Below are 21,182 nucleotides of genomic sequence, written 5' to 3'. Positions count from 1 at the left end.
CGGCACGGGCTAAGCCCGCAGTTGACTGCTGGTTGGCACCGGCAAGAGTGTTAAGAATCAACTGAAGTGTCACGTCTCAACGTTAATAGCAATTGGCTTCGCCGCCTTAGCTTTGGCTCTTTCTAATTTGCTCGCGGCCTTCCGTATCTTGGCCACCGCTTCCTTGGCTTTGTCGCCTTCGATCGTGTCCCGCTTGATTACTTCATTTTCAACCAGCAACGACAAGTTTTCATTGCCTACTTTGATGTCAGGAAAGAGCTTCCGAATTTCACGGCGCACAATCGAAATCACCGGCTCAGATCGGATAATCGCGGAAACGGTAAACTTGTTGAACAGTTGAGCGTGCTGATGAAAGGCATCCATTGCGTCGGTCGTCAGCCCTTCCTTGGCAAACAGGAAGAGGCATTGCAAGTGATCCTCGTTCTTGGGATTCATATTCGCAAGGACGATGCGGCAAACTTCTTCATGGCTGATTTGATTTGCCACATAGATACGGACCAGCCGCCATTCGACTGCATTGGTCAGGATCACCCAGTGAATGCCTTGGTGAGCCCCATAGTCGATAACCTGCCTCAGGTGATTGTCGGCCAAGCTGCTACCTGCTGATTTCACTTCGACAAGCAATCGAAGTTTTCCCGCGATCTTGATCGCGAGATCACAGTATGTCGCCTTAATCTGGTGCTCCGACGTCAGTTCGTCATATTTATCGTAGCCAAAGACATCAGCCAGAATATCCTTAACCAAGGTAACCGTGTCAGCCTCAGCGACATCGGATTTTTGCTGAGCCAGCGTGATCCGCTGATACTTCTTGAGACTCGACGCAACTCGTTCGATGAATTTCTTCGGCAGTTTGTTCAATGACTCGCCCTCCCTATCCCCCAAGAGAGTTGAGAGCGAGTTTACTTGAAAGACAAGTAAAAACTTACGCTAGGGATTGCCGGTCCTTCGCAGGCTCGGGCGTTCGAAGCTCGCAAAGTCAAGCAATTGGCTTTTCGGTCCGCTGCGCGGACAGCTTCTCACCCTCACGCCACCGCCACGCACTCGATCTCGATATCAAACTCCATCGGCCAAGACGCCACCGGCACAAAACTCCGCGCCGGCGGGTTCACGCTGAAATACCGGGCATAAACCCGGTTGATCGCGCTGTAGAATCCCGAATTGACGGCATAGATCCGCACCATCACTACGTTTTCCAGCGAGGTGCCGGCGGCTTCCAGGCAATGTTTCAGCGCCTTCAGCGACGCCTCGGTCTGCACCTCGATGTCGCCGCGCACCATCTCGCCGGTCACCATGTCCACCGGCGGCGTCGCCGAGATGAACACGAAGCCGTTGGCCTTCACCGCCGTCGAACAGGGCAGGCCGAGTGAGCGCACCTTGTCCGACATGACGGGTACTTCGATGACTTCTTTTTTCATGGTGATGCTCCCTGGGTTAGCGGGAGCTTATCGCGGCGCCGGCCGAATGCCAGCGTCTCTTCCTTCTCCCCTTGTGGGAGAAGGTGGATCGCCGCATAGCGGCGAGACGGTTGAGGGGTGTTCCAGCGGAGTGAGGCGTTGGCGTTCCCTGGAGCACCCCTCATCCGTCGCCTGCGGCGACACCTTCTCCCACAAGGGGAGAAGGGAGACCAGAGCCAGCGCTCACTCCTGCCCCGGATACGGCGTGCCGTCCTTGTGCAGAAAACGCCCATCGGCGCTGGGGCTCATCATGTCGACGTCGGAGCAGGTGATGACATCGTCCGGGTTGCGCGAGCCGACCTCGAGGTAGAGCGCCGTCGTGGACGAGCGGTTGATGAGATGGTGACCGTTGCCGCTGTTCTTGGCGAAGGTCGCGCAGTCGCCGGCGCTCAGCAGCGTCTCGCCGCCATCCTCGACCAGCGTCAACTCGCCTTCCAGCACATAGACGAACTCGTCCTCATAGCTGTGCCAGTGGCGCTGGCTCGACCAGCCGCCGGATGGCAATGTCATCAGATTGACGCCGAAATCGGTGAGGCCGCCGGCATCGCCAAGGCGGCGGCGCGTGCGGGTCGCACAAGGGGCGTCGAAGGGCGCGGGGTAGCCCGAGCCCTTGCGGATGGGCAGGGATGCAAGGTCGAGTTTGGGCATGGGATCCTTCTCTCGGATAGACGACCGCAGTCTAAATTCGCAGAGCGTCGCGCTCTACGGCGCCCCCCTCTGTCCTGCCGGACATCTCCCCCACTTGGGGGGAGATTGGCGGCTTCGGCGCCGGCTCTCTTCTTGCCACGTTGGAGATTGGCGAAGGCCGAAAGTACAGTCAATCTCCCCACCTGTGGGGGAGATGTCCGGCAGGACAGAGGGGGGCGCCGTAGAGCGCTATCGTCAGCCGTTCAGCTCCTGTCGAACGCCCCTCACCCCTGATGCGCCGCCCCCAGTTCCTTCACGTGCTTTTCGTGCATCTTCAGCACCGGCAGCGTCTTCTTGGCGAATTCCTTCATCGCCGGATCATCGCCCGATTTGGCATAGGTGCTGAACAGCGCCACCGCCTGTTTGTGCGCTTCGGCCTGCATCATGATGTATTTGGTGTCGAAGTCCTTGCCGCTGGCGGCCTTGAGTTCGTCGAGCTGGCCCTGTTCTTTCGGCTGCAGCGCCGGGCCGGCCGGCTTGGTCGAGGCGGTGGTCTGGCCTTGGGCGAGTGCCGCCTTGAAGTCCTCACCGGCCTTGGTGTGGTCGGTGATCATCTGTTTGGCGAAGGCCTTGACGTCGGCCGAGGCGGATTTCTGCTCGGCGAGCTTGCTCGACTGGATCTCGAACTCGTTGGCGCCGGGCACCGTTGTGATGAAGGTCTGCGTGTCGACCTTGCTGTCGGCGGCCAACGGGGTCGTTTGGGCGGTGGATTGGGCAAGCGCTGCGGGCGCCCCGGCGAGCAAGGCCGCGGCGGTCATGGTCAGAAGCGTTTTCATCTGCAATCTCCGGTCGGAATGGATCCCTCGGGATTCCAACGCCGCAGAGGAGCGGAAGTTGCGCCGGGCGCCCTGCCTTCAATGGCAGCACGCCTCGCCATATTGCAGCTGCTCGTCCCAGTTCGGCCGGCCTTCCGGCGTGAAATCCATCAGATTCCAGAGGATCTCGCAGGTGCCGATGGCGCGGGGGTCCTGGCCGGGTTCGGGCGCGGCGAAGTCCAGCTCGGACGACCAGAAATGGCGGATACCGTCAGCATCGCGGTGGAACACCGACAGCAGCGGGATCTGCGCGCCGTCGACCGCCTCCGCATTGTAGTCGCGCTTGAAGCTGTTGGAGGCCGACGACACCAGCCGCATGTTCTTCCAGCCGCGGTCGCGGCCGAGCGTGAGCAGGTTTTCGAGCGCGGTTTTCGCCACCACGGCGAAGTTGAAGCCGGCGGCTTCGAGATGGCCGACCGCGCCGTCGAACTGGTCGAGCAGCGCGGTGCAGGACGGGCATGGCTGCTCCTGCCGCGCCAGCTTCGCCGTGCCGCCCGTCATTGCCACGTCGCGCGTCTCCTGCGGATGGCGCGGAAACATCATCTGGTAGAGGATCAGCGTGTCCTTGCCGGGCGCGAACAGCTGCGACAGCTTTATCTCAGCCGGCCTGCCCTCGGCATCCAGCCCGTCGAACACGTAATCCTGTGGCACCAGCCCGCCCGGCGGCAGCGAGCGGCGCGCGACGGCAACCGCTTCCATGGCGCGGCGCAGCTCGATTTCCTTCTGCAGCAGTTTTTCGCGGGCGGCGCGATATTTGGCGGATTCGTTGGGAAAGGTGATCATGATCGGCTCCTTGGGTCACAGCGCCGGCGTCCCGGCGCGGTTGCTCTACGACCTAAGGACGGGCCGCTCAGGCCGATTCCGACAATTTCCCTTCACCCTTTCACGCCGCCGGCGGTCAGGCCCGAGACGATCTTGCGCTGGAAGATCAGCACCAGCACCACCAGTGGCACGGTGACGATCACCGACGCGGCCATGATGTTGCCCCACGGGATCTCGAACTGCGAATTGCCCGACAGCAGCGCGATCGCCACCGGCACGGTCCGCTGCGCGTTGTTGGAGGTGAAGGTCAGGGCAAACAGGAACTCGTTCCACGCGCCGATGAAGGCGAGCAGCCCGGTGGTCGCCAGCGCCGGCCACATCAGCGGCAGGAAGATGCGCGTGACGATGATCCACGGCGTCGCGCCGTCGAGGATCGCCGCCTCCTCGACCTCGACCGGCAGGTCGCGCACGAACGCGGTCAACACCCAGACGGTGAACGGCAAGGTGAAGATCATGTAGGAGAAGATCAGCGCGAAAAGCGAATTGTAGAGGCCGAACATCCGTACCAGCTCGAACAGCCCGGCCAGCACCGCCACCTGCGGGAACATCGACACCGACAGGATGGCGAAGAGCAGCGCCGAGCGGCCACGGAAGCGGATGCGCGCCAGCGCATAGGCCGCGGTGACGCCAAGGAACAGCGAGAGCGCGACGACCGCGCCCGAGACCACCAACGAGTTCATGAGGTTGCGCGCGAAGGCGCCTTCGGTCAGCACGTTGCGGTAGTTGCCGAGGCTGAACGTCCGGGGCCACAGGTCGGCCTGGAAGAGCTCGGTGCCCGATTTCAGGCTGGTGACGATGGCGTAGTAGAACGGGAAAACGGCGACCAGCACGATGACCGCGACCAGCAGGTAGAAAGCCGTCCGCTTCAGGATCCCCATCTCAGCGCCCTCCGTCCAGGCTGACCCGGCCGATCCGGATATAGGCCATGGTGAGAAGGGCAAGAATAAGGAACAGCAGCGTCGAAGCGGCCGAGCCGTAGGCGAACTTGTCGAACTCGAACAGGTTCTCGCGCGCGAACACCGACATCGATTTGGTGTGCACGTTGTTGGGCGTCAGCACATAGATGAGGTCGAAGATGCGCAGCGCATCGAGCGCGCGGAAGATCACCGCCACCATCACCGCCGGGCGGATGAGCGGCAAGGTCACCCGCCAGAAGATCTGCCACGGATTGGCGCCATCGAGCTTGGCGACCTCGATGATCTCGCGCGGCAGCATCTGCAGCGCGGCGAGGATGAGCAGCGCCATGAACGGCGTCGTCTTCCAGATGTCGACGACCAGCACGGCCGCCATCGCCGTGTCGGCGTTGGCCGTCCAGGCGATTTTGCTGTCGATCAGGCCGAGATTGAGCAGAACCACATTGATGATGCCGAACTGGTCGTTGAGCATCCACTGCCACATCTTGGCCGAGACGATGGTCGGGATCGCCCAGGGGATGAGGATCGCCGCCCTGACGACGCCGCGGCCCGGGAATTCGGCATTGAGCACCAGCGCGACGATCATGCCGAGGATCGTCTCGCAGCTCACCGAAATCACCGCGAAACGCACCGTGTTCCAGACGGCGCTCCACCAGACCGGGTCGGCCAGCACGCCGTCATAGAGCACCCGGCCGCTCGGCATATGCAGCACCGAGAAGTAATTGGCGAAGCCTGCCCATTGGCGGGCGTCGAGGTCGGCCAGCGAAGCGTCGGTGAAGCTGAAATAGATGGTGCGGGCGAGCGGCCAGCCGGCGGCGGCGGCGAGCACCAGGAGCATCGGCGCCAGGAACAGCCAGGCCGAGCGCACGCGCTGGCGCATCAGCCGCGCGCGCGGGCGGCGGGTCGCGGCTGTTTCAGGCATCGGCTCCGTTTCTGTCATCCCTCCGGCCGGGCGGGATATGGAGGCGCGTTGTGGCGTCACCAGCCACGACCCTTCAGCCTGGTCAGCATGGCTTCGAGGTCGGCCAGATTGTCGCCGGCGGCGCCATCGCCCGACAGCGTCTTGTGGACGGCGTTCCAGAACTGGCTCGACGCCTCGTTGTACTTGATCTTGGCCGCGGCCGAGGGACGCGGCACGGCATTGAGGAAAATCTGCTTCCAGCGCGGGACGATCGGCTGTTGCCTTGCGATGTCGGCATCGTCATAGAGCGCCTGGATGGTCGGCAGGCTGGAGTTCCTCAGCGCGCGGTATTTCTGCATCGCGGGCGAGGCGATGAATTTGACGAGCCCGATCGCCGCGTCCGGGTGCCCGGAATATTTGGACACGGCAAGATTCCAGCCACCCAGCACTGCCGCCGGCCGCGCGCCTTCGCCGGTGCCGGCCGGCAGCGGCGCGACGTCGAATTTGCCCTTGATCGGCGAGCCTTCGGAATTGCCGAGTGCATAGGCATAGGGCCAGTTGCGCATGAAGACCGCATTGCCGGTCTGCCACACGCCGCGCGATTCCTCTTCCTGATAGGCCAGCACGCCGGGTGGCGCGATGGTCCCGACCCAGCCTTTGGCCATATCGAGCGCTGCCGCCGCTTTTGGGTTGTTGATGGAGATGGTGCCGTCCGGCTCGATGATCTGGCCGCCGCCGTTCGACATCACCCATTCGAGCGCGTCGCAGGTCAGCCCCTCATAGGCATTGCCCTGGAAGACGAAGCCCCAGATATCCTTATTGCCGGCAGATCGCTCCTCGTCCATGACCAGCCTGGCGGTGTCGGCCAGCTCCTTCCAGGTCGCAGGCACCTTGGCGCCGTATTTGTCGAGCAGGTCCTTGCGGTAGTAGAGCGCCGGCGCATCGGTGAAGATCGGCAGCGCCACCAGCTTGCCGTTGACGGTCTGCGACTGGATGATCGAGGGGAAATGGGCGCCGACGACATCCTTGGTCGCCGCGGTCAGGTCGACGAGCTGGCTGGCGAGCTGCGGCGCCCAGATCACGTCGGTCTGGTAGACGTCGATATCGCTGTTGCCGGCAGCAAGCCACAGCCGGTACTGGCCGAACTGGTCGGTCCCGGATGCCGGCATGACGACGATGCTGACCGTGTTGCCGCTGGCCTTCTCATAGCGGTCGAGGATTTCACGCAGCACCTTGATGCCGATGCCGGTGTCGCCCGAGACGATCGACAATTCGACGGCTCGCGCAGGGACGGCCGCAATCATCGCGGCAGCGACCAGCGCGGCAAATGGATAAAAGAGCCTCATGGCGGCGGAGGATCTCCTTTTGGAACCGCGACGCAAGCCTTCCAAGCGCCGGAAGCTGGTCGGACCCCTCCACCACTCATTGAATGCGGAGCGGCGCTCTGGGTTCCCGAGCCATGCCGGCGAGGGGCGGTGGACAAGGCCGCGGTGGCCTCAGCCCCAGGCGACAGGACTCATCCCAAGCCGTTGATAGAGCCGGACTGCGGCGGCATTTTTCACCGTGTTGGTCTTGAGGTCGACATGGGGAGCGCCGCGTTCGCGAAAGACGGCGAAGGCGTGCCACATCAGCGCCTCGCCGATGCCCCTGCCCCGCGCCTGCGGATGCACGGCGAGATCCCTAACGAAGGCACTCGTCCAGCACAGCGCCGCCGCCGCCAGCAGGCCCTTGGCGTCGATGACGAGGAAACAGAGCGCCGGGTCGAATTCGGGGTCGCCTGAGACGCGCGGCCACCATTCGTCGAACGGGCCGTCGGCACCGTCGTCGAACACTTCGGTCAAAAGCGCATGCAAGGCCGGCGCGTCACCGTGCCCGAGGCTGCGCATGACGAAGCCTTCGGGCCAATGCGGCGCGACCAGCGTCTCGTCGAGGATCTTGCGCAGCCGGATGTCGTTGGGAGCCGGCGGGCGCGGTTCGGGCATTTCGCTCAGGCGTCGGGCAGCAGGCGCCGCCGCTTGCGGTCGACGCCGAGGCCGGTCGCCTCGAGCAGGCCTTTGCGCTTGGCGTCGAAATAGTAGCCGGTCTGGTAGAGCCAGTCGGCGCGCTTGGCGTTGCCGTCCGACACCAGCCAGGCGCCACGCAGGTATTTGACGGCGTATTTCAGGTTGGTTTCGGCATCGAACAGGCCCCTGGCCGGTCCGTCATAGCCCATGCCGCGCGCCGTCGCGTGCTTGATCTGCATCAGCCCCCAATGGCCGTTGTTGTAGGCCTTGGGATTGAAGGTGCTTTCGCGGTTGACGACATGGCGCACCAGGTCGACCGGCACCTGATAAAGCGCGGCGTATTTTACGATCAGCCGGTCGATATCGCCGCGCACGCCGGTCGCATGCTCTTCCTGCACCGGAGCGGCAGGGAACTGGACGAGGGCAGCCGGATTTTGCGGCACAACGTAGGCGGCCTGCTGCACGCCGGGCATGGCTTTCTGATCGTTCCTGGCGATCGCCGGCACGATGAGCCCGGCGGTGGCGTAGGCGGCTGCCGCCTTGATTGGTGCGCCGGCGCCAGCCGGCGGCGGCGCCTGCCAGGCATTGGCGGTCATCACCGCCGGCACGGCCGGCGCGGTTGGGGTCGCTCCGGCAAAGGCCGCGGTTGCCGCGGCCGCCTGCGTGGCCGGGCCGGCGGGCAACTCAGCGGTTTTAACGGGCGCAATCCCCGACGATTCCGGAAGCACCGAAACCGTCTCCGGCAACGGTATGGTGAAGCCGGCATCGGTGCCGGCAACGGTCGCCGTTTCGGTGAGGGAAGACGCGGATTTCATCTGCGAGGTCGACGTGCAACCGCTGACGCCGGCCATGGCCGCGATCACGCCGAGCAGGATAAGGGTTTGTTTTGCTGGCAAGCCGCGTTCGGGTCCGGTTCGTCGGATGTTAAGAAATCCCTTACACCAGCGATTCCTGGCGAGCAATCGGGGCGCTCAGGTGGTTTTCGGGTGGCGAGACTCAGGCTGAAATGCCATATTGTTCCTGATATGTACCGGCACGAATGCCGGTTTCTGGCCATTTTGCGAAAGGAGTACGGCATGCAAACGCCATCGCAGATCACAGCCGGCCACGCAGTGTTAGAAACAGTGATCGGCTTCATGGGCATTGCCTGGAGCGAAAAGGGCCTGATCCGGCTCTGCTTGCCCGAACGCAGCCGCGAGGCGGTGGAGCGGCGGCTGATGCGCCATGCCGGCGTTTCGGCCTCTACCGTGCAGCCGCCGTGGGTGGTCGAGCTGATCGCCTCGATCAAGGCCTATGCGGCCGGCGAGGACGTCGATTTCTCCTCCGTGCCGGTCGATCTCGACGGCATCGACGATTTCCGCCTCGCCATCTATGACGCTGCGCGAAAGCTCGCCTATGGCGAAACCACCACCTATGGCGAACTGGCCAAGCGCGCGGGCCATGCCGGCCTGCCGCGCGAAACGGGTGCCGCACTTGGCGCCAATCCGGTGCCTCTGGTCATTCCGTGCCACCGCATCGTCGCCGCCGGCGGCAAGATCGGCGGCTTCTCGGCGCCCGGCGGCTCGACCACCAAGGAAAAGATGCTGGCCATGGAAGGCGTGCGCGTCGGCCCGCCGCCGCCCGCGCAGGTCTCATTCGGGTTTTGACGCGACAACGGCCGCGCCGAGCGATTAGCTAGTCGTTATGAAAAAACCGCCGGCGGAAATGCCGGTCGTTGTCCGGGCGCTTGCAATTGTAGACGGGGCAGGATTTCGTATCGGCGCTCGGCACGTAGGCGCGTGTCCTCACCTCGCCCATGGTGCAGAATTGCTGGCTCTGCACATAGCGGTCGTAGAGCGGCAGCCCCGGCACCCGCCTCGACTGATAGCGCAGGATGACGGCGCCCTGCCGCGCGATCGTCGCCTGCACGCGGCCACAGTCCATCCGCGTCGGATCGTAGCGCGAGATCGCCTGCGCCTCGGCGGCAACCAGCGTCAGGCATGCCGCCAGCAGAATGGTCTTCATGGTCCTCTCCCCTGATGCGCGGCCCACGGACGGCGCCATCTGACGCAACGGTTTCAGCAGATTGGGGCGGCCGTTGGGCGATCCTCCGATCACGGCTTTCTCACGCAGTCTTGTATTTCGTGCGAAAGCAGCCTATATCAGCCCCATTGATATTTCGGCCGATCGATCCGGGCCTCGCGATCTTCGCGTTTGCTGACGTCTATCTCCAAAATCTCGATGCACACCGGCTGGACCTCGGTTCGGTCAAACCAAAGCAAATGTGAAGGACTATTTTAATGGCAACTGGAACGGTCAAGTGGTTCAACGCCACCAAGGGCTTCGGCTTCATCCAGCCTGACGCGGGCGGCGCGGACGTTTTCGTCCACATCTCCGCTGTCGAGCGCGCTGGACTGTCGACCCTGGTCGAAGGCCAGAAGATCAACTTCGAGATCGAGCAGGACCGCCGCACTGGCAAGTCGTCCGCTGGATCTCTGAGCAAGGCAGCCTGATTTTGAAAATGGCGCGCGCCGGGCGACAGCCCGGGGCGCGCGGCAAGTCACGGATGTACTGACGGTCGCGCGAGAAGCGCGCCGGAGCGGAAAGACCCGACAAGCTGGAACAGCAGATAGCTGCCAGCCCGGACCGGACGCTCCCGATCAGGCTACCGAAATGGGAAGGCGGGCACTGTCCCGCCTTTTTATTTGCCTGGATTCAAGGCATCTAAAGCCGAGCCTATGGTCCTACCTATGGTACCATCGAGCCAAATAGTGGTACTATCCGGCCATGAGCAAGCTTGAGCAAATCGAGAAATCCATCACTGAACTGAGCCCCGAGGAACTGAAAGCGTTTGCCGCTTGGTTCGAGGCGCTCCAGGCGGACATGTGGGATCGGCAGATCGAGGCCGACGCGAGGGCAGGCCGATTGGGCAAGCTTGCCGAACAGGCATTGGCTGACCATCGCGCCGGCCGGACTCGGCCTCTGTGAACCACGTCGCCTCTCCATCATTCTGGGAGGCTTATGAAAAATTGCAACCATCGATCAGAGCAAAGGCGGACAGGCGTTTTGTCAGACTGCGTTCCGATGCTTTTCATCCCTCCTTACATTTCAAGCAGGTCGGTCGCTATTGGTCGGCGCGAGTCGAACGAAACTACCGGGCTGTTGCCATACGCAACAATGAAGATGTGATCTGCTTCTGGATCGGAACCCATGCCGACTACGACCATTTGTTGAAATAGCTCCCGCGCAGCTTCTTGGACGATGGGGTGGCCGGGCCTCGCGCCTGTTGGCGCGCCTCGCCCCCAAAAGAGCCGCGAGGCGGCGGCGAGGTTAAGGATAAAACTACCCTACCCACTCCATTGAGACGTGCCCCGGATCCGCCACCACACGGTCAAGCCACGCGGCCACCGCCGGATAGGCGTCGAGCTGGAAGCCGCCCTGCTCCGCCGTATGCGTATAGGCATAGAGCGCGATATCGGCGATGCTGTAGGCGTTTCCGGCGAAGAAAGCGTTGCTCTCCAGGTATTTATCCATGACGCCGAGCGCCTTGTTGCCGCGCTCCAGCGTCACCGCCAGCCGCTCGGGCGTGGCGTCCTTGGCCCTTTCGGGAAAAGTCAGCAGCGCCTTGCGCACGGCGATATAGGGCTCGTGGCTGTATTGTTCGAAGAACAGCCATTGATAGGCGAGCCCGCGCTCATACTTGTCCGCAGGCAGGAAGCGCGTGCCCTCGGCGAGGTAGAGCAGGATGGCGTTGGATTCAGCGATCCGCCGTCCGTCGTCGAGTTCCAGCAGGGGCACCATGGCGTTCGGATTCTTGGCGACGAAATCCGCTTTTCGCGTATCGCCCGTGTGCGAACTCACCTCGACAGTGGTGAAAGGGAGGCCGAGCTTGGCCATCAGAAGGCGCGGCTTGTAGCAATTGCCGCTGTCGATCATGCTGTAAAGTATCATCGCGGGTCCCCCGAGCGCTGCCACGTGCAGACGCGATTATCGCAGCCGCGCCGTCCTCGCCAATGATTAGTTTTGGCGCGATGATCAGCGCCGCTGATGTGTAGCACGCGGCGCTACCCGAACAGCGGCACCACCTTGCTGTCCCTGCCCAGCAGCGCATCGATGGCGAGCGGTTTCTCGTCGAAGATCATCCCCGCCAGTGCCGGCCGGGCAAGCAGAAAACCTTGCAGGAGGTCGACGCCGCCATCGAGCGCGACGCGCAGATGGGTGGGCTGTTCGATGCCCTCGACCAGGACCTTGGCGCCGCGGTCGTGCAGGCTGGAGACCAGCGGGCGGAAGAACCGCTCGGCGGCGGCGTGCCGGCAGAATTGCGCAAACCAGCCACCGTCGATTTTGACGATATCGGGCTTGAGCAGGCTGACCCGCTCCTCGGTCGAGTGGCCGGTGCCGAAATCGTCGATGGCGATGCGGATGCCGTCGCGGCGCATCTCGCGCACCAGCCTGGCCAGCAGCGCGTCGTCGGCCGCCTGTTCGGTGATTTCGCAGACCAGCATGCCGGGGGCCAGGCCGAGCTCGCCGAGATGCCTGCTCATCAACCGGATTTCGGCCAAGGCCCGCCCCCGGTGGTCGTTGACCAATGGATTGTAGTTGAAGAACAGATCGAGCCCATCGACGCCGATATTGCGGAAATTCCTGAGATGCAGCACCCGGCACATGGTTTCGACGAACAGCCGGTCCTGGGCCGCGACGCCTTCGAAGAACGCCCGCGCCGCGCCCGGCTGGCCGGCGCGATGCGGCTCGATCAGACCCTCGACCGCCGTTGCGTGCAGGAAGCGGCCGCGCGGCGCGAAGATCGGCTGGTAGGCACTGCGCAGGCGGAAATCGCCATAAACGCCATACTCGATACCGACCTCGTCCATGAAGATCGCATCGCCGACATCGCGCCGCCGCTCGGGCCTCATCGTTTGCCCCTGCGCCCGAAGACCTTCGCCGCTCGCGCCGCATGCGGCGCGCCGGTCGTGACAGAAGATGCACCGGCGGCGACGGGCGACGGCCCATCCCTGCCGAAGACGCGGAAGCTGGTGGGCGCCAGCTCCGGCCGCGCCAGCACGAAACCCTGGACCATCGAAGCTCCGGATTTCTCGGCCAGCTCCAGCTGCCAGCCTTCCTCGATGCCTTCGAACACGGTGCGGATGCCTTGTGCCTCGAAGCTTTTCACCATGGACGTCAGCAGCGCGAAGCCGGCGCCGGACTCCATCAACTGCGTGATCCAGTGGGCGTCGAACTTGACGATGTCGGGTTTCAACTCCTTGATGCGGTTGATGTCGGAATCGTCGGCGCCATAATCATCGACGGCAATGCGAAAGCCGTTGCCCTTCAATGCCGCGACGAAGCCATGCAGTGTCTCCTGCGAGGCTGAGCGCTGCTCGGTCACCTCGCACACCACACGGCCCGGATCGATGCCGGCCTCGTGGAGCACCAGGCGCATTTCGCGCAAGGCATTGTCGGCAACGGCGCGCTCGGTGAACACCGACGGATCGAAATTGACGAAGATCGATGCTTCCTGCGGCAGGCAGGCGCCGGCATTCAGCAGATGCAGCGTCCTGGTCAGCGCCTCGACATGGAGCCGGTCGGCGGCCGGACAGGTGCTGAAGAAGCTCATCGGCGATTGCGGCTCGCCGTCGCGGAACGGCCGGATCAAGCCCTCGAAGGCGGCAACCGACAGCTTGCCTTCCCTGAAGGCGAAGATCGGCTGGAAGGCGCTTTGCAGCGTGTAGATGCCCCAGACACCTGACGAGGTGCCGTCATCATGACGGATGATATGGGCAAGCCCGACGCTGCGCGACAAGGTTCCTGGCTCCGCGAACTGGCGCAATTGGGTTGCGATCCTGCCACGCAAGCCTCTACCGCCCGTTAATGAACTTTCTGTTGCAGATCACGGCTCATTGACCTCCTTGCGGCACTGGCCCAGCCGACAATGCTTGCACTCACGGGAATGATGCGACATGAGAAGCGCCGCGGCCGCTCCTGGCCGCGCCGATCCTTTCTGGAGAGAAAAAGGTCATGGCCTTCCTTGCCGACACCCTTTCACGCGTGAAGCCTTCCGCCACCATCGCGGTGACGCAGAAAGCCCGCGAGCTGAAAAATGCCGGCCGCGACGTCATCGGCCTGGGTGCAGGCGAACCGGACTTCGATACCCCCGACAATATCAAGAATGCGGCGATCGAGGCCATCCGCCGTGGTGAGACCAAGTATCCGCCGGTGTCGGGCATCGCGCCGCTGCGGGAAGCGATCGCGAAGAAATTCAAGCGCGAGAACAATCTCGACTACAAGCCGGAGCAGACCATCGTCGGTACCGGCGGCAAGCAGATCCTGTTCAACGCCTTCATGGCGACGCTGAATCCCGGCGACGAGGTCATCATCCCCCGCCCCTATTGGGTCAGCTATCCCGAGATGGTGGCGATCTGCGGCGGCACCTCGGTGTTCGCCGACACTTCGATCGACAACGGCTTCAAGCTGACAGCAGAAGTGCTGGAAAAGGCGATCACGCCGCGCACAAAGTGGCTGCTGATGAACTCGCCGTCGAACCCGTCGGGCGCCGCCTACACCGAGGCCGAGCTTCGGTCGCTCGCCGACGTGCTGCTCAGGCATCCGCATGTCTGGACGCTGACCGACGACATGTACGAGCATCTGACCTATGGCGACTTCGTCTTCAAGACCATCGCCGAGGTCGAGCCGAAGCTCTATGAGCGCACCCTGACCATGAACGGCGTGTCGAAAGCCTATGCCATGACCGGCTGGCGCATTGGCTACGCCGCGGGTCCCGTCCAGTTGATCAAGGCGATGGACATGATCCAGGGCCAGCAGACGTCGGGCGCCTGCACCATCGCGCAATGGGCCTCGGTCGAAGCGCTGAACGGGCCGCAGGACTTCATCGCCAAGAACAAGGCGATCTTCCAGGGGCGTCGCGACCTCGTCGTCTCGATGCTCAACCAGGCGCGCGGCATTTCCTGCCCTTCGCCGGAAGGCGCGTTCTATGTCTATCCGTCCTGCGCCCAGTTGATCGGCAAGAAGACCAAGGCCGGCAAGGTGATCGACACCGACGAGGCCTTCTGCTCGGAGCTGCTCGAGGCCGAGGGCGTGGCTGTGGTGTTCGGTTCGGCCTTCGGCCTCGGTCCGAACTTCCGCATCTCCTACGCCACGTCGGAGACGCTGCTGGAAGAAGCGTGCACGCGCATCCAGCGCTTTACGGCATCACTGACCTGATCGTGAAAACAAAACCCGGCCAAACGCCGGGTTTTTAGATCGGCTCGACACGGTATTCAGCCGCCATATTGGGCCGGCGTCACCGTTTCCAGCCAGTCGGCATGCACGCCCTCGAGCGCTTCCTGCATGGCTATATGCGTCATCGCCGTTTTCGGCCCGGCGCCATGCCAGTGCTTTTCGCCTGGCGCGAACGAGATGACGTCCCCTGCCCTGATCTCTTGGATGAGACCGCCCCAGGTCTGGGCGAGGCCGGCGCCCGACGTGACGTACAGCGTCTGGCCAAGCGGATGCGTATGCCAGTGGGTCCGCGCGCCCGGCTCGAAGCTGACCAATGTCGCCCGCAGCCGTGCCGGAGCCTCCTTCTCGATGATCGGCGTTTGCAGCACCCGGCCGGTGAAGTACTTTTCCGGTGCGATGACGGTCGGCGTGCTGCCGCAGGCAATGATCTTCATCGTTCGATCCCTGGAACTGGTGGTGATGCGGCGGCGGCGACGCCGCTCTTCTTTCGAGACACTAGTTTCGGCCGATATGGCCGGCGACGCAACCGGGTCTGTTCGGCTTGCAAGGCAGCGGTGACCGCCCCCGCGCGCTCAGCCCCTGAGGCTACCTATTTTCCTTGCCCTGCCGGCAAACAAGTGGGACGATGCCTTTGGGCCGGTTGAAGACAAGCCCGCCCGCGACGGTCGAACAGGCCGGCCGCCGCTCAGGACCGACTGACCTTGGCCTGAACCATGAATGCCAGTCGGTCCCCAGGGAAACGCCTGAGTGGAGGCCAGTCATGGGTAATCGCGCCGGAGGACGACGCACGGGACCGAAATGCATTGCCATAGTCGGTCCCTTCGCAAGCGGTAAGACGACACTTCTCGAAGCCATATTGGCCCGCACGGGCGCCATTCCCCGCCAGAACCCGGTTTCCTCGGGCAACACCGTTTCAGACCATTCGCCCGAGGCGCGCGCCCACGCCATGAGCGTCGAGGCGACCTTCGCCACCACGGAATTCATGGGCGAGCAGTTCACCTTCGTCGACTGTCCCGGATCGATCGAATTCTCCTTCGAGGCCGAACCGGTGCTGGCCGCCTGCGACCTCGCGGTGGTCGTCGCCGAGGCCGATGAGAAGAAGATCCCCGCCCTCCAGCTCATCATGCGCAAGCTCGACGATCTCGGCGTGCCGCGCATCCTGTTTCTCAACAAGGTCGACAAGGCGATCGCGGGCGTGCGCGACACGCTGAAGATGCTGCAGCCGGCAAGTGCGGTGCCGTTGCTCCTGCGCCAGATCCCGCTGCGCAAGGACGGCGTCGTCATTGGCTCGATCGACCTGGCGCTCGAACGCGCCTACATCTACCGCGAATATGCCGAGAGCGAGGTGGCGCAGATCCCTGGCGACGAAAAGGCGCGCGAGCTCGAAGCCCGTTTTTCGATGCTGGAAAGGCTGGCCGACCATGACGACCAGTTGATGGAACAGCTGCTCGAGGAGATCGAGCCGCCCAAGGACGCAGTCTTCGACGATCTCGCCGCGGACCTGCGCGACGGCGCCGTCACGCCGGTGCTGATCGGCACCGCAGAGAAAGGCAATGGCGTGCTGCGCCTCCTGAAGGCGATCCGCCATGATGCGCCCGACATCGAGGCGACCCGCAAGCGGCTCGGCGCACCCGAAGGCAACGCGACCGTGGTTCAGGTGATGAAGACAATCCATACGCCGCATGGAGGCAAATTGTCGGTGTCGCGCATCCTTTCGGGACAGGTCGCCGATGGCTCCGAGCTCTGGCTGCCCGGCGGCGAGATGGCAAAGGTGTCCGGCATCTACAGGATGCTTGGCAAGGACCAGTCGAAGCTCACCGCGGCAAAGACCGGCGACACGGTCGCGCTCGGCAAGCTGGACGCGGTCAAGACCGGCCAGACGCTGACCTCGGCCAAGGGCGGCATGAAGCCGCTGCTCCAGTTCGAGCCGCCGCAGCCTGTCTTCGCTTTCGCCTTGCGGCCGAAGGAGCGCAAGGACGAGGTGAAGATGTCTGCCGCTATCCAGCGGCTGGCCGAAGAAGATCCCTCGCTCAGCCTGCATCATAATCAGGACTCGGCCGAGACCGTGCTGTCGGGCCATGGAGAAATGCACCTGCGCGTCGTGCGCGAACGGCTCGAGGGCAAGAACCAGATTCCGGTCGAAGGCCATCCGCCGGCGGTGCCCTACCGCGAGACGATCCGCAAATCGGCACAGCAGCGCGGCCGCCATAAGAAGCAGTCCGGCGGCCACGGCCAGTTCGGCGATGTGGTGATCGAGATAAAGCCGCTGCCGCGCGGCGCAGGTTTCCAGTTCACCGATACCATCACCGGCGGCGTGGTGCCCAAGACCTACATCCAGTCGGTCGAAAGCGGCATACGCGATTACCTGAAGTCGGGCCCGCTCGGCTTTCCCGTCGTCGACGTCGCCGTCAACCTGTCGGACGGCTCCTACCACGCGGTCGATTCCTCCGACATGGCCTTCCAGATGGCGGCCAAGCTTGCCATGAAGGAAGGCATGGCGGGCTGTTCGCCCGTGCTTCTGGAGCCGGTGATGAAGGTCGAGATCGTGACGCCCTCCGATGCGACCTCGAAGATCATCGCACTGATCCCGCAGCGGCGCGGCCAGATCCTCGGCTACGACGCGCGGCCCGGCTGGCCAGGATGGGACGTCGTCGAGGCGACCATGCCGCAATCGGAGATTGGCGATCTGATCATTGAGCTGCGCTCGGCCACCTCAGGCGTCGCCAGCTACCGCGCCGTCTTCGACCACATGGCCGAACTCACCGGCCGGCTCGCCGACGAAGCGATGAATGCCAACGGCAAGGCAGCCTGATCCTGATGCCCGTCGCCTAAAGTGATCTTGGCTTTGGGACATCGACATGCAGAGAGATTCGGGTGAGCGCCCTCTCGAACCTTGTTCGAGGGGGCGAAAAAAACGACGCCCGGGGACCGGACGCCGTTTTGTTTGCGGACCGTTTTCTTGGGAGGAAAAACGGCAGGTCCGCCGCATCTTGAAGTCGCCGCTTCGGCGAAAGAAGGTTCGGACGCGGTAGCCGCCTGAGCCCGGGCCGTCCGAGTGATGCCCCCATCTCCCGTCCGACCACACCGCGTCCTATCATCTGCTTAGCAGATACCGAGCGCCTTTGACATGTTACCAGAGGTTACATGTCACTGTTACGTGGCTATTTCGGTGGATTTTCCCGCCCTTCCGGCAGCGTCCGGGCAACAAAAAAGCCGGATCAATGAAGATCCGGCTGAGTTTGATTGGAAGTGCCTGTTAAGGCTAACCTCCAGAGGGGAACACTCAAGGGCGCTAATGGGAGGAGAACGCGCCCAGGAGATGAACTATATATGTGCTCATCATGCTCAAGAAACAAGCATCTATTTTGCAACACACGCATGCAAAAAGACCCAGGCTGTGGTCTAAGCCATTCCTGAAGCCGATAGGACCAGCAGAATCGCCGAAACGCAACGCGCGATGAGGTAGTTGCCACGACGGAACCGCGAACCATGCTCGGTTTTCATCTCGAAATGTCAAAAATGCGCAATGGCGTGGAATGAGGCAGCAGGCGTTTATTTCCGAGGCAACTAATGCATGTCGCGCAAAAGTGCCTCCGGTTCGGGCAATGACGTGCATAAAACCGCGTCGCAGGAATCGGTTTCGGCGCGACATGCTGTAGGCGAGAGACAAGCAATGCGGACCTTTTCGGCGATCGCCGGCAGCGCTGCCTTCTTCATCGCGGCACCTTGTGTCGTCGCCGGCCTCGTGCCGTGGCTGCTGACGGATCGCTGGGACCGGCCATGGTCGAACCTGCCGGGTCTCGCCCCTCTCGGCTGGATTCTCATCGCGGTCGCCGTGGCGGCTCTGCTGCATGCATTCGCCCGCTTTGCGCTTGAAGGCCTCGGCACGCCTGCTCCGATCGCTCCGACCGAGAGACTGGTGGTCGGCGGGCTCTACCGCCATGTCCGCAATCCGATGTATGTGGCGGTGCTGTCGATCATCATCGGCCAGGCGCTGCTGTTTTCAAGCTGGACGCTTGTCGCCTACGCCGCAATGGCAGCCGCGGCCATGGCCGCCTTCGTCAAGCTCTACGAGGAGCCGACGCTCGCCCGCCGCTACGGCGACGAATACGAGACTTACCGCCGCAACGTGCCCGGCTGGCTGCCCCGGCTAACGCCCTGGCGGGGATGAGGACCGTCTGCGGTCAATATGACCAGCTCCGCGCCTTGGCGATGATGAAGTCGCGAAACACGTGCAGCTTCGCCTGGTTCTTCATCGCGTCCGGATAGGCGAAATAGGTGTCGAAGGAAGGCACCTCCGTTTCCGGCAGAAGCTGCACCAGGCCGGCATCCTTGGAGATGACATAGTCGGGCAGCATGGCGATGCCGGCACCGCCCTGCACCGCGCGCTTGATGGACAAAATATCGTTGATCTGCAGCGTCGGCACGCGCTGGCCGCCCTCGAAATCGCCGACCGTTTCCAGCCAGTTCAACTCCGACAGATGCGCGGGCACCGGCACGCCGAAAGTGACGATGCGATGCGCCTTGAGCTCGGCCACCGAAGCCGGCCTGCCATGCTTGGCGATATAGCCGGGCGACGCATAGAGGTGGAAATGCACCGTGAACAGGCGGCGCTGGATGAGGTCCGGCTGCTGCGGCTGGCGCAGCCGGATGGCGCAATCGGCCTGGCGCATGGTGAGGTCGAGCTCCTCGTTGGCGAGGATCAGCTGCAGGCTGATTTCAGGATAGAGCTCGATGAATTCCTGCACGCGCTCGGTCAGCCAGCCGGCGCCGAGCCCGACCGTGGTCGTGACCCGGAGTACGCCGGACGGGCGGTCCTTGGTTTCGGTCAGCCGCGACTTGATGGTCTCGAGCTTCATCAGCACGTCATGCGCCGTGCGGAACAGCATCTCGCCCTGTTCGGTCAGCACCAGGCCGCGGGCGTGGCGGTTGAACAGCGGCACGCCGACATCATGCTCGAGCGCGCTGACCTGGCGCGAAATCGCCGATTGCGACAGGTGCAGCGTCTCGGCCGCATGCGTAAACGACCCCGCTTCCGCCGCAGCGTGAAACACGCGTAGCTTATCCCAGTCCAACGCCATGATTCCCCTCGTTCCTGTTTGGCGTCTGAATGAAAAATCAGGCTTTTACACGGCGTTTCTAAGCCGTTCTTTCAACAGTTTGCGAACGGCTATTCGGCCGCCTCGCGATGCACCTCGATGCCTGCCAGGTACTTCTCCGCCTCGAGCGCCGCCATGCAGCCCAGCCCCGCCGCGGTCACCGCCTGGCGGTAAATATCGTCGGTCACGTCGCCGGCGGCGAACACGCCGGGCACGTCGGTGCGCGTCGAATCCGGCGCCGTCCACAGATAGCCGTTCGGCTTCTGCTTCAGCTTGCCGACGAACAGCTCGACCGCCGGCGCATGGCCGATGGCGACGAACACGCCGTCGATCTCTAGCTGCGTCTCGACCCCGGTCACCACGTTGCGCAGCTTCAACCCTTCGACCGACGGCGGCAGTGGCGTCTTGCCCGGACGGCCGGTGATCTCGTCGACAACCGTGTCCCAGATGACGCGGACATTATCCTTCTTCAAGAGCCGTTCGCGCAGGATGCGTTCGGCGCGGAAGTCCGAGCGCCTGTGGATGACCGTCACGCTCTTGGCGAGGTTCGACAGATAGAGTGCTTCTTCCACCGCCGAATTGCCGCCGCCGACCACCGCGACATCCTTGCCGCGATAGAAGAAGCCGTCGCAGGTGGCGCAAGCCGATACGCCGAAGCCCATGAAAGTCTGTTCGGTTGGAATGCCAAGCCATTTGGCCTGCGCGCCGGTGGCGATGATCAGGGCATCGGCCGTGTAGACGGTGCCGGAATCGCCCGTTGCGCGGAACGGCCTCACGTTGAGATCGACCTCGGTGATGATGTCGGAGATGATGTCGGTGCCGACATGCTCGGCCTGCCTGAGCATCTCGCTCATCAGCCACGGACCCTGGATGGGTTCGCCGAAACCGGGATAGTTCTCGACGTCGGTGGTGATCATGAGCTGCCCCCCCTGCTGCAGGCCGGCGACCAGCATCGGCTTCAGCATGGCGCGGGCGGCATAGATCGCCGCGGTATAACCGGCCGGGCCGGAACCGATGATGAGGACAGGCGCGTGCTTGGTGGTCATGAAAGCCTCTGCGGAGGACTGCCGGCGTTTGCGGCATGGAAAACTCGTCGATATCGCGCGTAATGTAAGTGTTGCCCACGACGCCAGCAAGGCAAGTTGGCGTTCGTCCCCGGAAAGCTTTGTCGCACCGGGCGAACCGCTCCGGTACGGCGCGGGATTTCCCCGTGGGGGATGGCGTGGACAGCAAAGTCGTTTAATTACAAAATCCCGCAAGATTCTTTCGCCA

The 21,182-nt window shown here is 63.3% G+C and carries 24 protein-coding genes; 7 read left to right on the top strand and 17 right to left on the bottom strand.

Translation table 11 applies throughout. The features are described 5' to 3' along the window. Positions 1-69: 69 nt before the first annotated feature. From FJ964_RS08475 to FJ964_RS08425, 10 genes are all read right to left on the bottom strand, one after another. Positions 70-858 carry a type I restriction enzyme HsdR N-terminal domain-containing protein gene (locus FJ964_RS08475; protein ID WP_181172400.1) on the bottom strand — a complete coding sequence of 263 codons (789 nt, stop codon included), beginning with the start codon at positions 856-858 and terminating at the stop codon, positions 70-72. Between the two features lie 164 nt (positions 859-1,022). Then, entirely contained in the window at positions 1,023-1,415 is a 393-nt protein-coding gene (locus FJ964_RS08470; protein ID WP_140549944.1) for a RidA family protein, read from the bottom strand. A 222-nt stretch (positions 1,416-1,637) separates the two neighbouring features. Then, positions 1,638-2,102, bottom strand: coding sequence for a cupin domain-containing protein (locus tag FJ964_RS08465; RefSeq protein ID WP_140549943.1), 465 nt, complete (start codon positions 2,100-2,102; stop codon positions 1,638-1,640). Positions 2,103-2,365: 263 nt separating this feature from the next. Continuing rightward, positions 2,366-2,917: a DUF4142 domain-containing protein gene (locus tag FJ964_RS08455; protein ID WP_140549942.1), complete on the bottom strand. Its 552-nt coding sequence runs from the start codon at positions 2,915-2,917 to the stop codon at positions 2,366-2,368. Between the two features lie 78 nt (positions 2,918-2,995). Next, on the bottom strand, positions 2,996-3,739 hold the full coding sequence (locus FJ964_RS08450; protein WP_140549941.1) for a DUF899 family protein: 744 nt from the start codon (positions 3,737-3,739) through the stop codon (positions 2,996-2,998). Between the two features lie 92 nt (positions 3,740-3,831). Then, on the bottom strand, positions 3,832-4,656 hold the full coding sequence (locus FJ964_RS08445) for a carbohydrate ABC transporter permease (protein WP_140549940.1): 825 nt from the start codon (positions 4,654-4,656) through the stop codon (positions 3,832-3,834). A 1-nt stretch (position 4,657) separates the two neighbouring features. Beyond that, a complete protein-coding gene (locus FJ964_RS08440) occupies positions 4,658-5,614 on the bottom strand; it encodes a sugar ABC transporter permease (protein WP_140549939.1) in 957 nt (318 codons plus the stop codon). A 56-nt stretch (positions 5,615-5,670) separates the two neighbouring features. Further along, the gene (locus FJ964_RS08435) at positions 5,671-6,939 is read right to left on the bottom strand and encodes an ABC transporter substrate-binding protein (protein WP_140549938.1); all 1,269 of its coding nucleotides are present in this window, start codon (positions 6,937-6,939) and stop codon (positions 5,671-5,673) included. Positions 6,940-7,089: 150 nt separating this feature from the next. After that, positions 7,090-7,575 carry a GNAT family N-acetyltransferase gene (locus FJ964_RS08430; RefSeq protein ID WP_140549937.1) on the bottom strand — a complete coding sequence of 162 codons (486 nt, stop codon included), beginning with the start codon at positions 7,573-7,575 and terminating at the stop codon, positions 7,090-7,092. A gap of 5 nt (positions 7,576-7,580) precedes the next feature. Continuing rightward, positions 7,581-8,492: a lytic transglycosylase domain-containing protein gene (locus FJ964_RS08425; protein ID WP_140549936.1), complete on the bottom strand. Its 912-nt coding sequence runs from the start codon at positions 8,490-8,492 to the stop codon at positions 7,581-7,583. A 180-nt stretch (positions 8,493-8,672) separates the two neighbouring features. Between FJ964_RS08425 and FJ964_RS08420 the strand changes: the two genes are divergently transcribed. Then, the gene (locus tag FJ964_RS08420) at positions 8,673-9,242 is read left to right on the top strand and encodes a methylated-DNA--[protein]-cysteine S-methyltransferase (RefSeq protein WP_140549935.1); all 570 of its coding nucleotides are present in this window, start codon (positions 8,673-8,675) and stop codon (positions 9,240-9,242) included. Positions 9,243-9,270: 28 nt separating this feature from the next. Here the strand turns inward: FJ964_RS08420 and FJ964_RS08415 are convergent, their stop codons facing one another. Beyond that, positions 9,271-9,600, bottom strand: a complete 330-nt coding sequence (locus FJ964_RS08415; protein WP_140549934.1) for a hypothetical protein — start codon at positions 9,598-9,600, stop codon at positions 9,271-9,273. A gap of 275 nt (positions 9,601-9,875) precedes the next feature. Between FJ964_RS08415 and FJ964_RS08410 the strand changes: the two genes are divergently transcribed. The 3 genes from FJ964_RS08410 to FJ964_RS08400 all read left to right on the top strand — a co-directional run bounded on the left by FJ964_RS08410 (position 9,876) and on the right by FJ964_RS08400 (position 10,814). Then, positions 9,876-10,088, top strand: a complete 213-nt coding sequence (locus tag FJ964_RS08410; RefSeq protein ID WP_010910991.1) for a cold-shock protein — start codon at positions 9,876-9,878, stop codon at positions 10,086-10,088. A 274-nt stretch (positions 10,089-10,362) separates the two neighbouring features. Beyond that, positions 10,363-10,563: a hypothetical protein gene (locus tag FJ964_RS08405; protein WP_140549933.1), complete on the top strand. Its 201-nt coding sequence runs from the start codon at positions 10,363-10,365 to the stop codon at positions 10,561-10,563. Beyond that, the gene (locus tag FJ964_RS08400) at positions 10,560-10,814 is read left to right on the top strand and encodes a hypothetical protein (RefSeq protein WP_140549932.1); all 255 of its coding nucleotides are present in this window, start codon (positions 10,560-10,562) and stop codon (positions 10,812-10,814) included. Before FJ964_RS08405 ends, FJ964_RS08400 begins: the two co-directional genes overlap by 4 nt. Positions 10,815-10,917: 103 nt before the next feature. Here the strand turns inward: FJ964_RS08400 and FJ964_RS08395 are convergent, their stop codons facing one another. The 3 genes from FJ964_RS08395 to FJ964_RS08385 all read right to left on the bottom strand — a co-directional run bounded on the left by FJ964_RS08395 (position 10,918) and on the right by FJ964_RS08385 (position 13,375). Next, a complete protein-coding gene (locus FJ964_RS08395) occupies positions 10,918-11,526 on the bottom strand; it encodes a glutathione S-transferase family protein (RefSeq protein ID WP_140549931.1) in 609 nt (202 codons plus the stop codon). Positions 11,527-11,639: 113 nt separating this feature from the next. Further along, entirely contained in the window at positions 11,640-12,488 is an 849-nt protein-coding gene (locus FJ964_RS08390) for an EAL domain-containing protein (protein WP_140549930.1), read from the bottom strand. Then, positions 12,485-13,375, bottom strand: a complete 891-nt coding sequence (locus tag FJ964_RS08385) for an EAL domain-containing protein (protein ID WP_140549929.1) — start codon at positions 13,373-13,375, stop codon at positions 12,485-12,487. The genes FJ964_RS08390 and FJ964_RS08385 overlap by 4 nt, the downstream gene beginning before the upstream one ends. A 215-nt stretch (positions 13,376-13,590) precedes the next feature. On the opposite strand from FJ964_RS08385, the gene FJ964_RS08380 reads away from it, so the two are divergent. After that, a complete protein-coding gene (locus FJ964_RS08380; protein ID WP_140495950.1) occupies positions 13,591-14,793 on the top strand; it encodes a pyridoxal phosphate-dependent aminotransferase in 1,203 nt (400 codons plus the stop codon). Between the two features lie 56 nt (positions 14,794-14,849). Here FJ964_RS08380 and FJ964_RS08375 read toward each other — a convergent pair whose 3' ends face one another. Next, on the bottom strand, positions 14,850-15,245 hold the full coding sequence (locus tag FJ964_RS08375) for a cupin domain-containing protein (RefSeq protein ID WP_140549928.1): 396 nt from the start codon (positions 15,243-15,245) through the stop codon (positions 14,850-14,852). Between the two features lie 326 nt (positions 15,246-15,571). Between FJ964_RS08375 and FJ964_RS08370 the strand changes: the two genes are divergently transcribed. Beyond that, complete coding sequence (locus tag FJ964_RS08370; protein ID WP_140549927.1) at positions 15,572-17,623, top strand: elongation factor G; 2,052 nt, start codon at positions 15,572-15,574, stop codon at positions 17,621-17,623. Between the two features lie 861 nt (positions 17,624-18,484). Then, positions 18,485-18,982 carry an isoprenylcysteine carboxylmethyltransferase family protein gene (locus tag FJ964_RS08365; RefSeq protein ID WP_140549926.1) on the top strand — a complete coding sequence of 166 codons (498 nt, stop codon included), beginning with the start codon at positions 18,485-18,487 and terminating at the stop codon, positions 18,980-18,982. A gap of 13 nt (positions 18,983-18,995) precedes the next feature. On the opposite strand, the gene FJ964_RS08360 is transcribed toward FJ964_RS08365, so the two are convergent. After that, complete coding sequence (locus FJ964_RS08360) at positions 18,996-19,892, bottom strand: LysR family transcriptional regulator (RefSeq protein WP_140549925.1); 897 nt, start codon at positions 19,890-19,892, stop codon at positions 18,996-18,998. A gap of 89 nt (positions 19,893-19,981) precedes the next feature. Then, entirely contained in the window at positions 19,982-20,956 is a 975-nt protein-coding gene (gene trxB, locus FJ964_RS08355; protein ID WP_140549924.1) for a thioredoxin-disulfide reductase, read from the bottom strand. Between the last annotated feature and the right edge of the window lie 226 nt (positions 20,957-21,182).

Origin of the sequence: Mesorhizobium sp. B2-3-2, from assembly GCF_006442295.1 — a bacterium.
Taxonomy (GTDB): Bacteria; Pseudomonadota; Alphaproteobacteria; order Rhizobiales; family Rhizobiaceae; genus Mesorhizobium.
Note: the sequence above shows the minus strand (reverse complement) of the source record. Positions and strands in the feature narration are given on the sequence as shown.

What these genes read in the sequence shown, in the direction of transcription:
- FJ964_RS08470 (WP_140549944.1), bottom strand. Translation starts at nt 1,415, where the DNA reads ATGAAAAAAGAAGTCATCGAAGTACCCGTCATGTCGGACAAGGTGCGC.
- FJ964_RS08465 (WP_140549943.1), bottom strand. Translation starts at nt 2,102, where the DNA reads ATGCCCAAACTCGACCTTGCATCCCTGCCCATCCGCAAGGGCTCGGGC.
- FJ964_RS08455 (WP_140549942.1), bottom strand. Translation starts at nt 2,917, where the DNA reads ATGAAAACGCTTCTGACCATGACCGCCGCGGCCTTGCTCGCCGGGGCG.
- FJ964_RS08450 (WP_140549941.1), bottom strand. Translation starts at nt 3,739, where the DNA reads ATGATCACCTTTCCCAACGAATCCGCCAAATATCGCGCCGCCCGCGAA.
- FJ964_RS08445 (WP_140549940.1), bottom strand. Translation starts at nt 4,656, where the DNA reads ATGGGGATCCTGAAGCGGACGGCTTTCTACCTGCTGGTCGCGGTCATC.
- FJ964_RS08440 (WP_140549939.1), bottom strand. Translation starts at nt 5,614, where the DNA reads ATGCCTGAAACAGCCGCGACCCGCCGCCCGCGCGCGCGGCTGATGCGC.
- FJ964_RS08435 (WP_140549938.1), bottom strand. Translation starts at nt 6,939, where the DNA reads ATGAGGCTCTTTTATCCATTTGCCGCGCTGGTCGCTGCCGCGATGATT.
- FJ964_RS08430 (WP_140549937.1), bottom strand. Translation starts at nt 7,575, where the DNA reads ATGCCCGAACCGCGCCCGCCGGCTCCCAACGACATCCGGCTGCGCAAG.
- FJ964_RS08420 (WP_140549935.1), top strand. Translation starts at nt 8,673, where the DNA reads ATGCAAACGCCATCGCAGATCACAGCCGGCCACGCAGTGTTAGAAACA.
- FJ964_RS08415 (WP_140549934.1), bottom strand. Translation starts at nt 9,600, where the DNA reads ATGAAGACCATTCTGCTGGCGGCATGCCTGACGCTGGTTGCCGCCGAG.
- FJ964_RS08410 (WP_010910991.1), top strand. Translation starts at nt 9,876, where the DNA reads ATGGCAACTGGAACGGTCAAGTGGTTCAACGCCACCAAGGGCTTCGGC.
- FJ964_RS08405 (WP_140549933.1), top strand. Translation starts at nt 10,363, where the DNA reads ATGAGCAAGCTTGAGCAAATCGAGAAATCCATCACTGAACTGAGCCCC.
- FJ964_RS08395 (WP_140549931.1), bottom strand. Translation starts at nt 11,526, where the DNA reads ATGATACTTTACAGCATGATCGACAGCGGCAATTGCTACAAGCCGCGC.
- FJ964_RS08390 (WP_140549930.1), bottom strand. Translation starts at nt 12,488, where the DNA reads ATGAGGCCCGAGCGGCGGCGCGATGTCGGCGATGCGATCTTCATGGAC.
- FJ964_RS08380 (WP_140495950.1), top strand. Translation starts at nt 13,591, where the DNA reads ATGGCCTTCCTTGCCGACACCCTTTCACGCGTGAAGCCTTCCGCCACC.
- FJ964_RS08375 (WP_140549928.1), bottom strand. Translation starts at nt 15,245, where the DNA reads ATGAAGATCATTGCCTGCGGCAGCACGCCGACCGTCATCGCACCGGAA.
- FJ964_RS08370 (WP_140549927.1), top strand. Translation starts at nt 15,572, where the DNA reads ATGGGTAATCGCGCCGGAGGACGACGCACGGGACCGAAATGCATTGCC.
- FJ964_RS08365 (WP_140549926.1), top strand. Translation starts at nt 18,485, where the DNA reads ATGCGGACCTTTTCGGCGATCGCCGGCAGCGCTGCCTTCTTCATCGCG.
- FJ964_RS08360 (WP_140549925.1), bottom strand. Translation starts at nt 19,892, where the DNA reads ATGGCGTTGGACTGGGATAAGCTACGCGTGTTTCACGCTGCGGCGGAA.
- trxB (WP_140549924.1), bottom strand. Translation starts at nt 20,956, where the DNA reads ATGACCACCAAGCACGCGCCTGTCCTCATCATCGGTTCCGGCCCGGCC.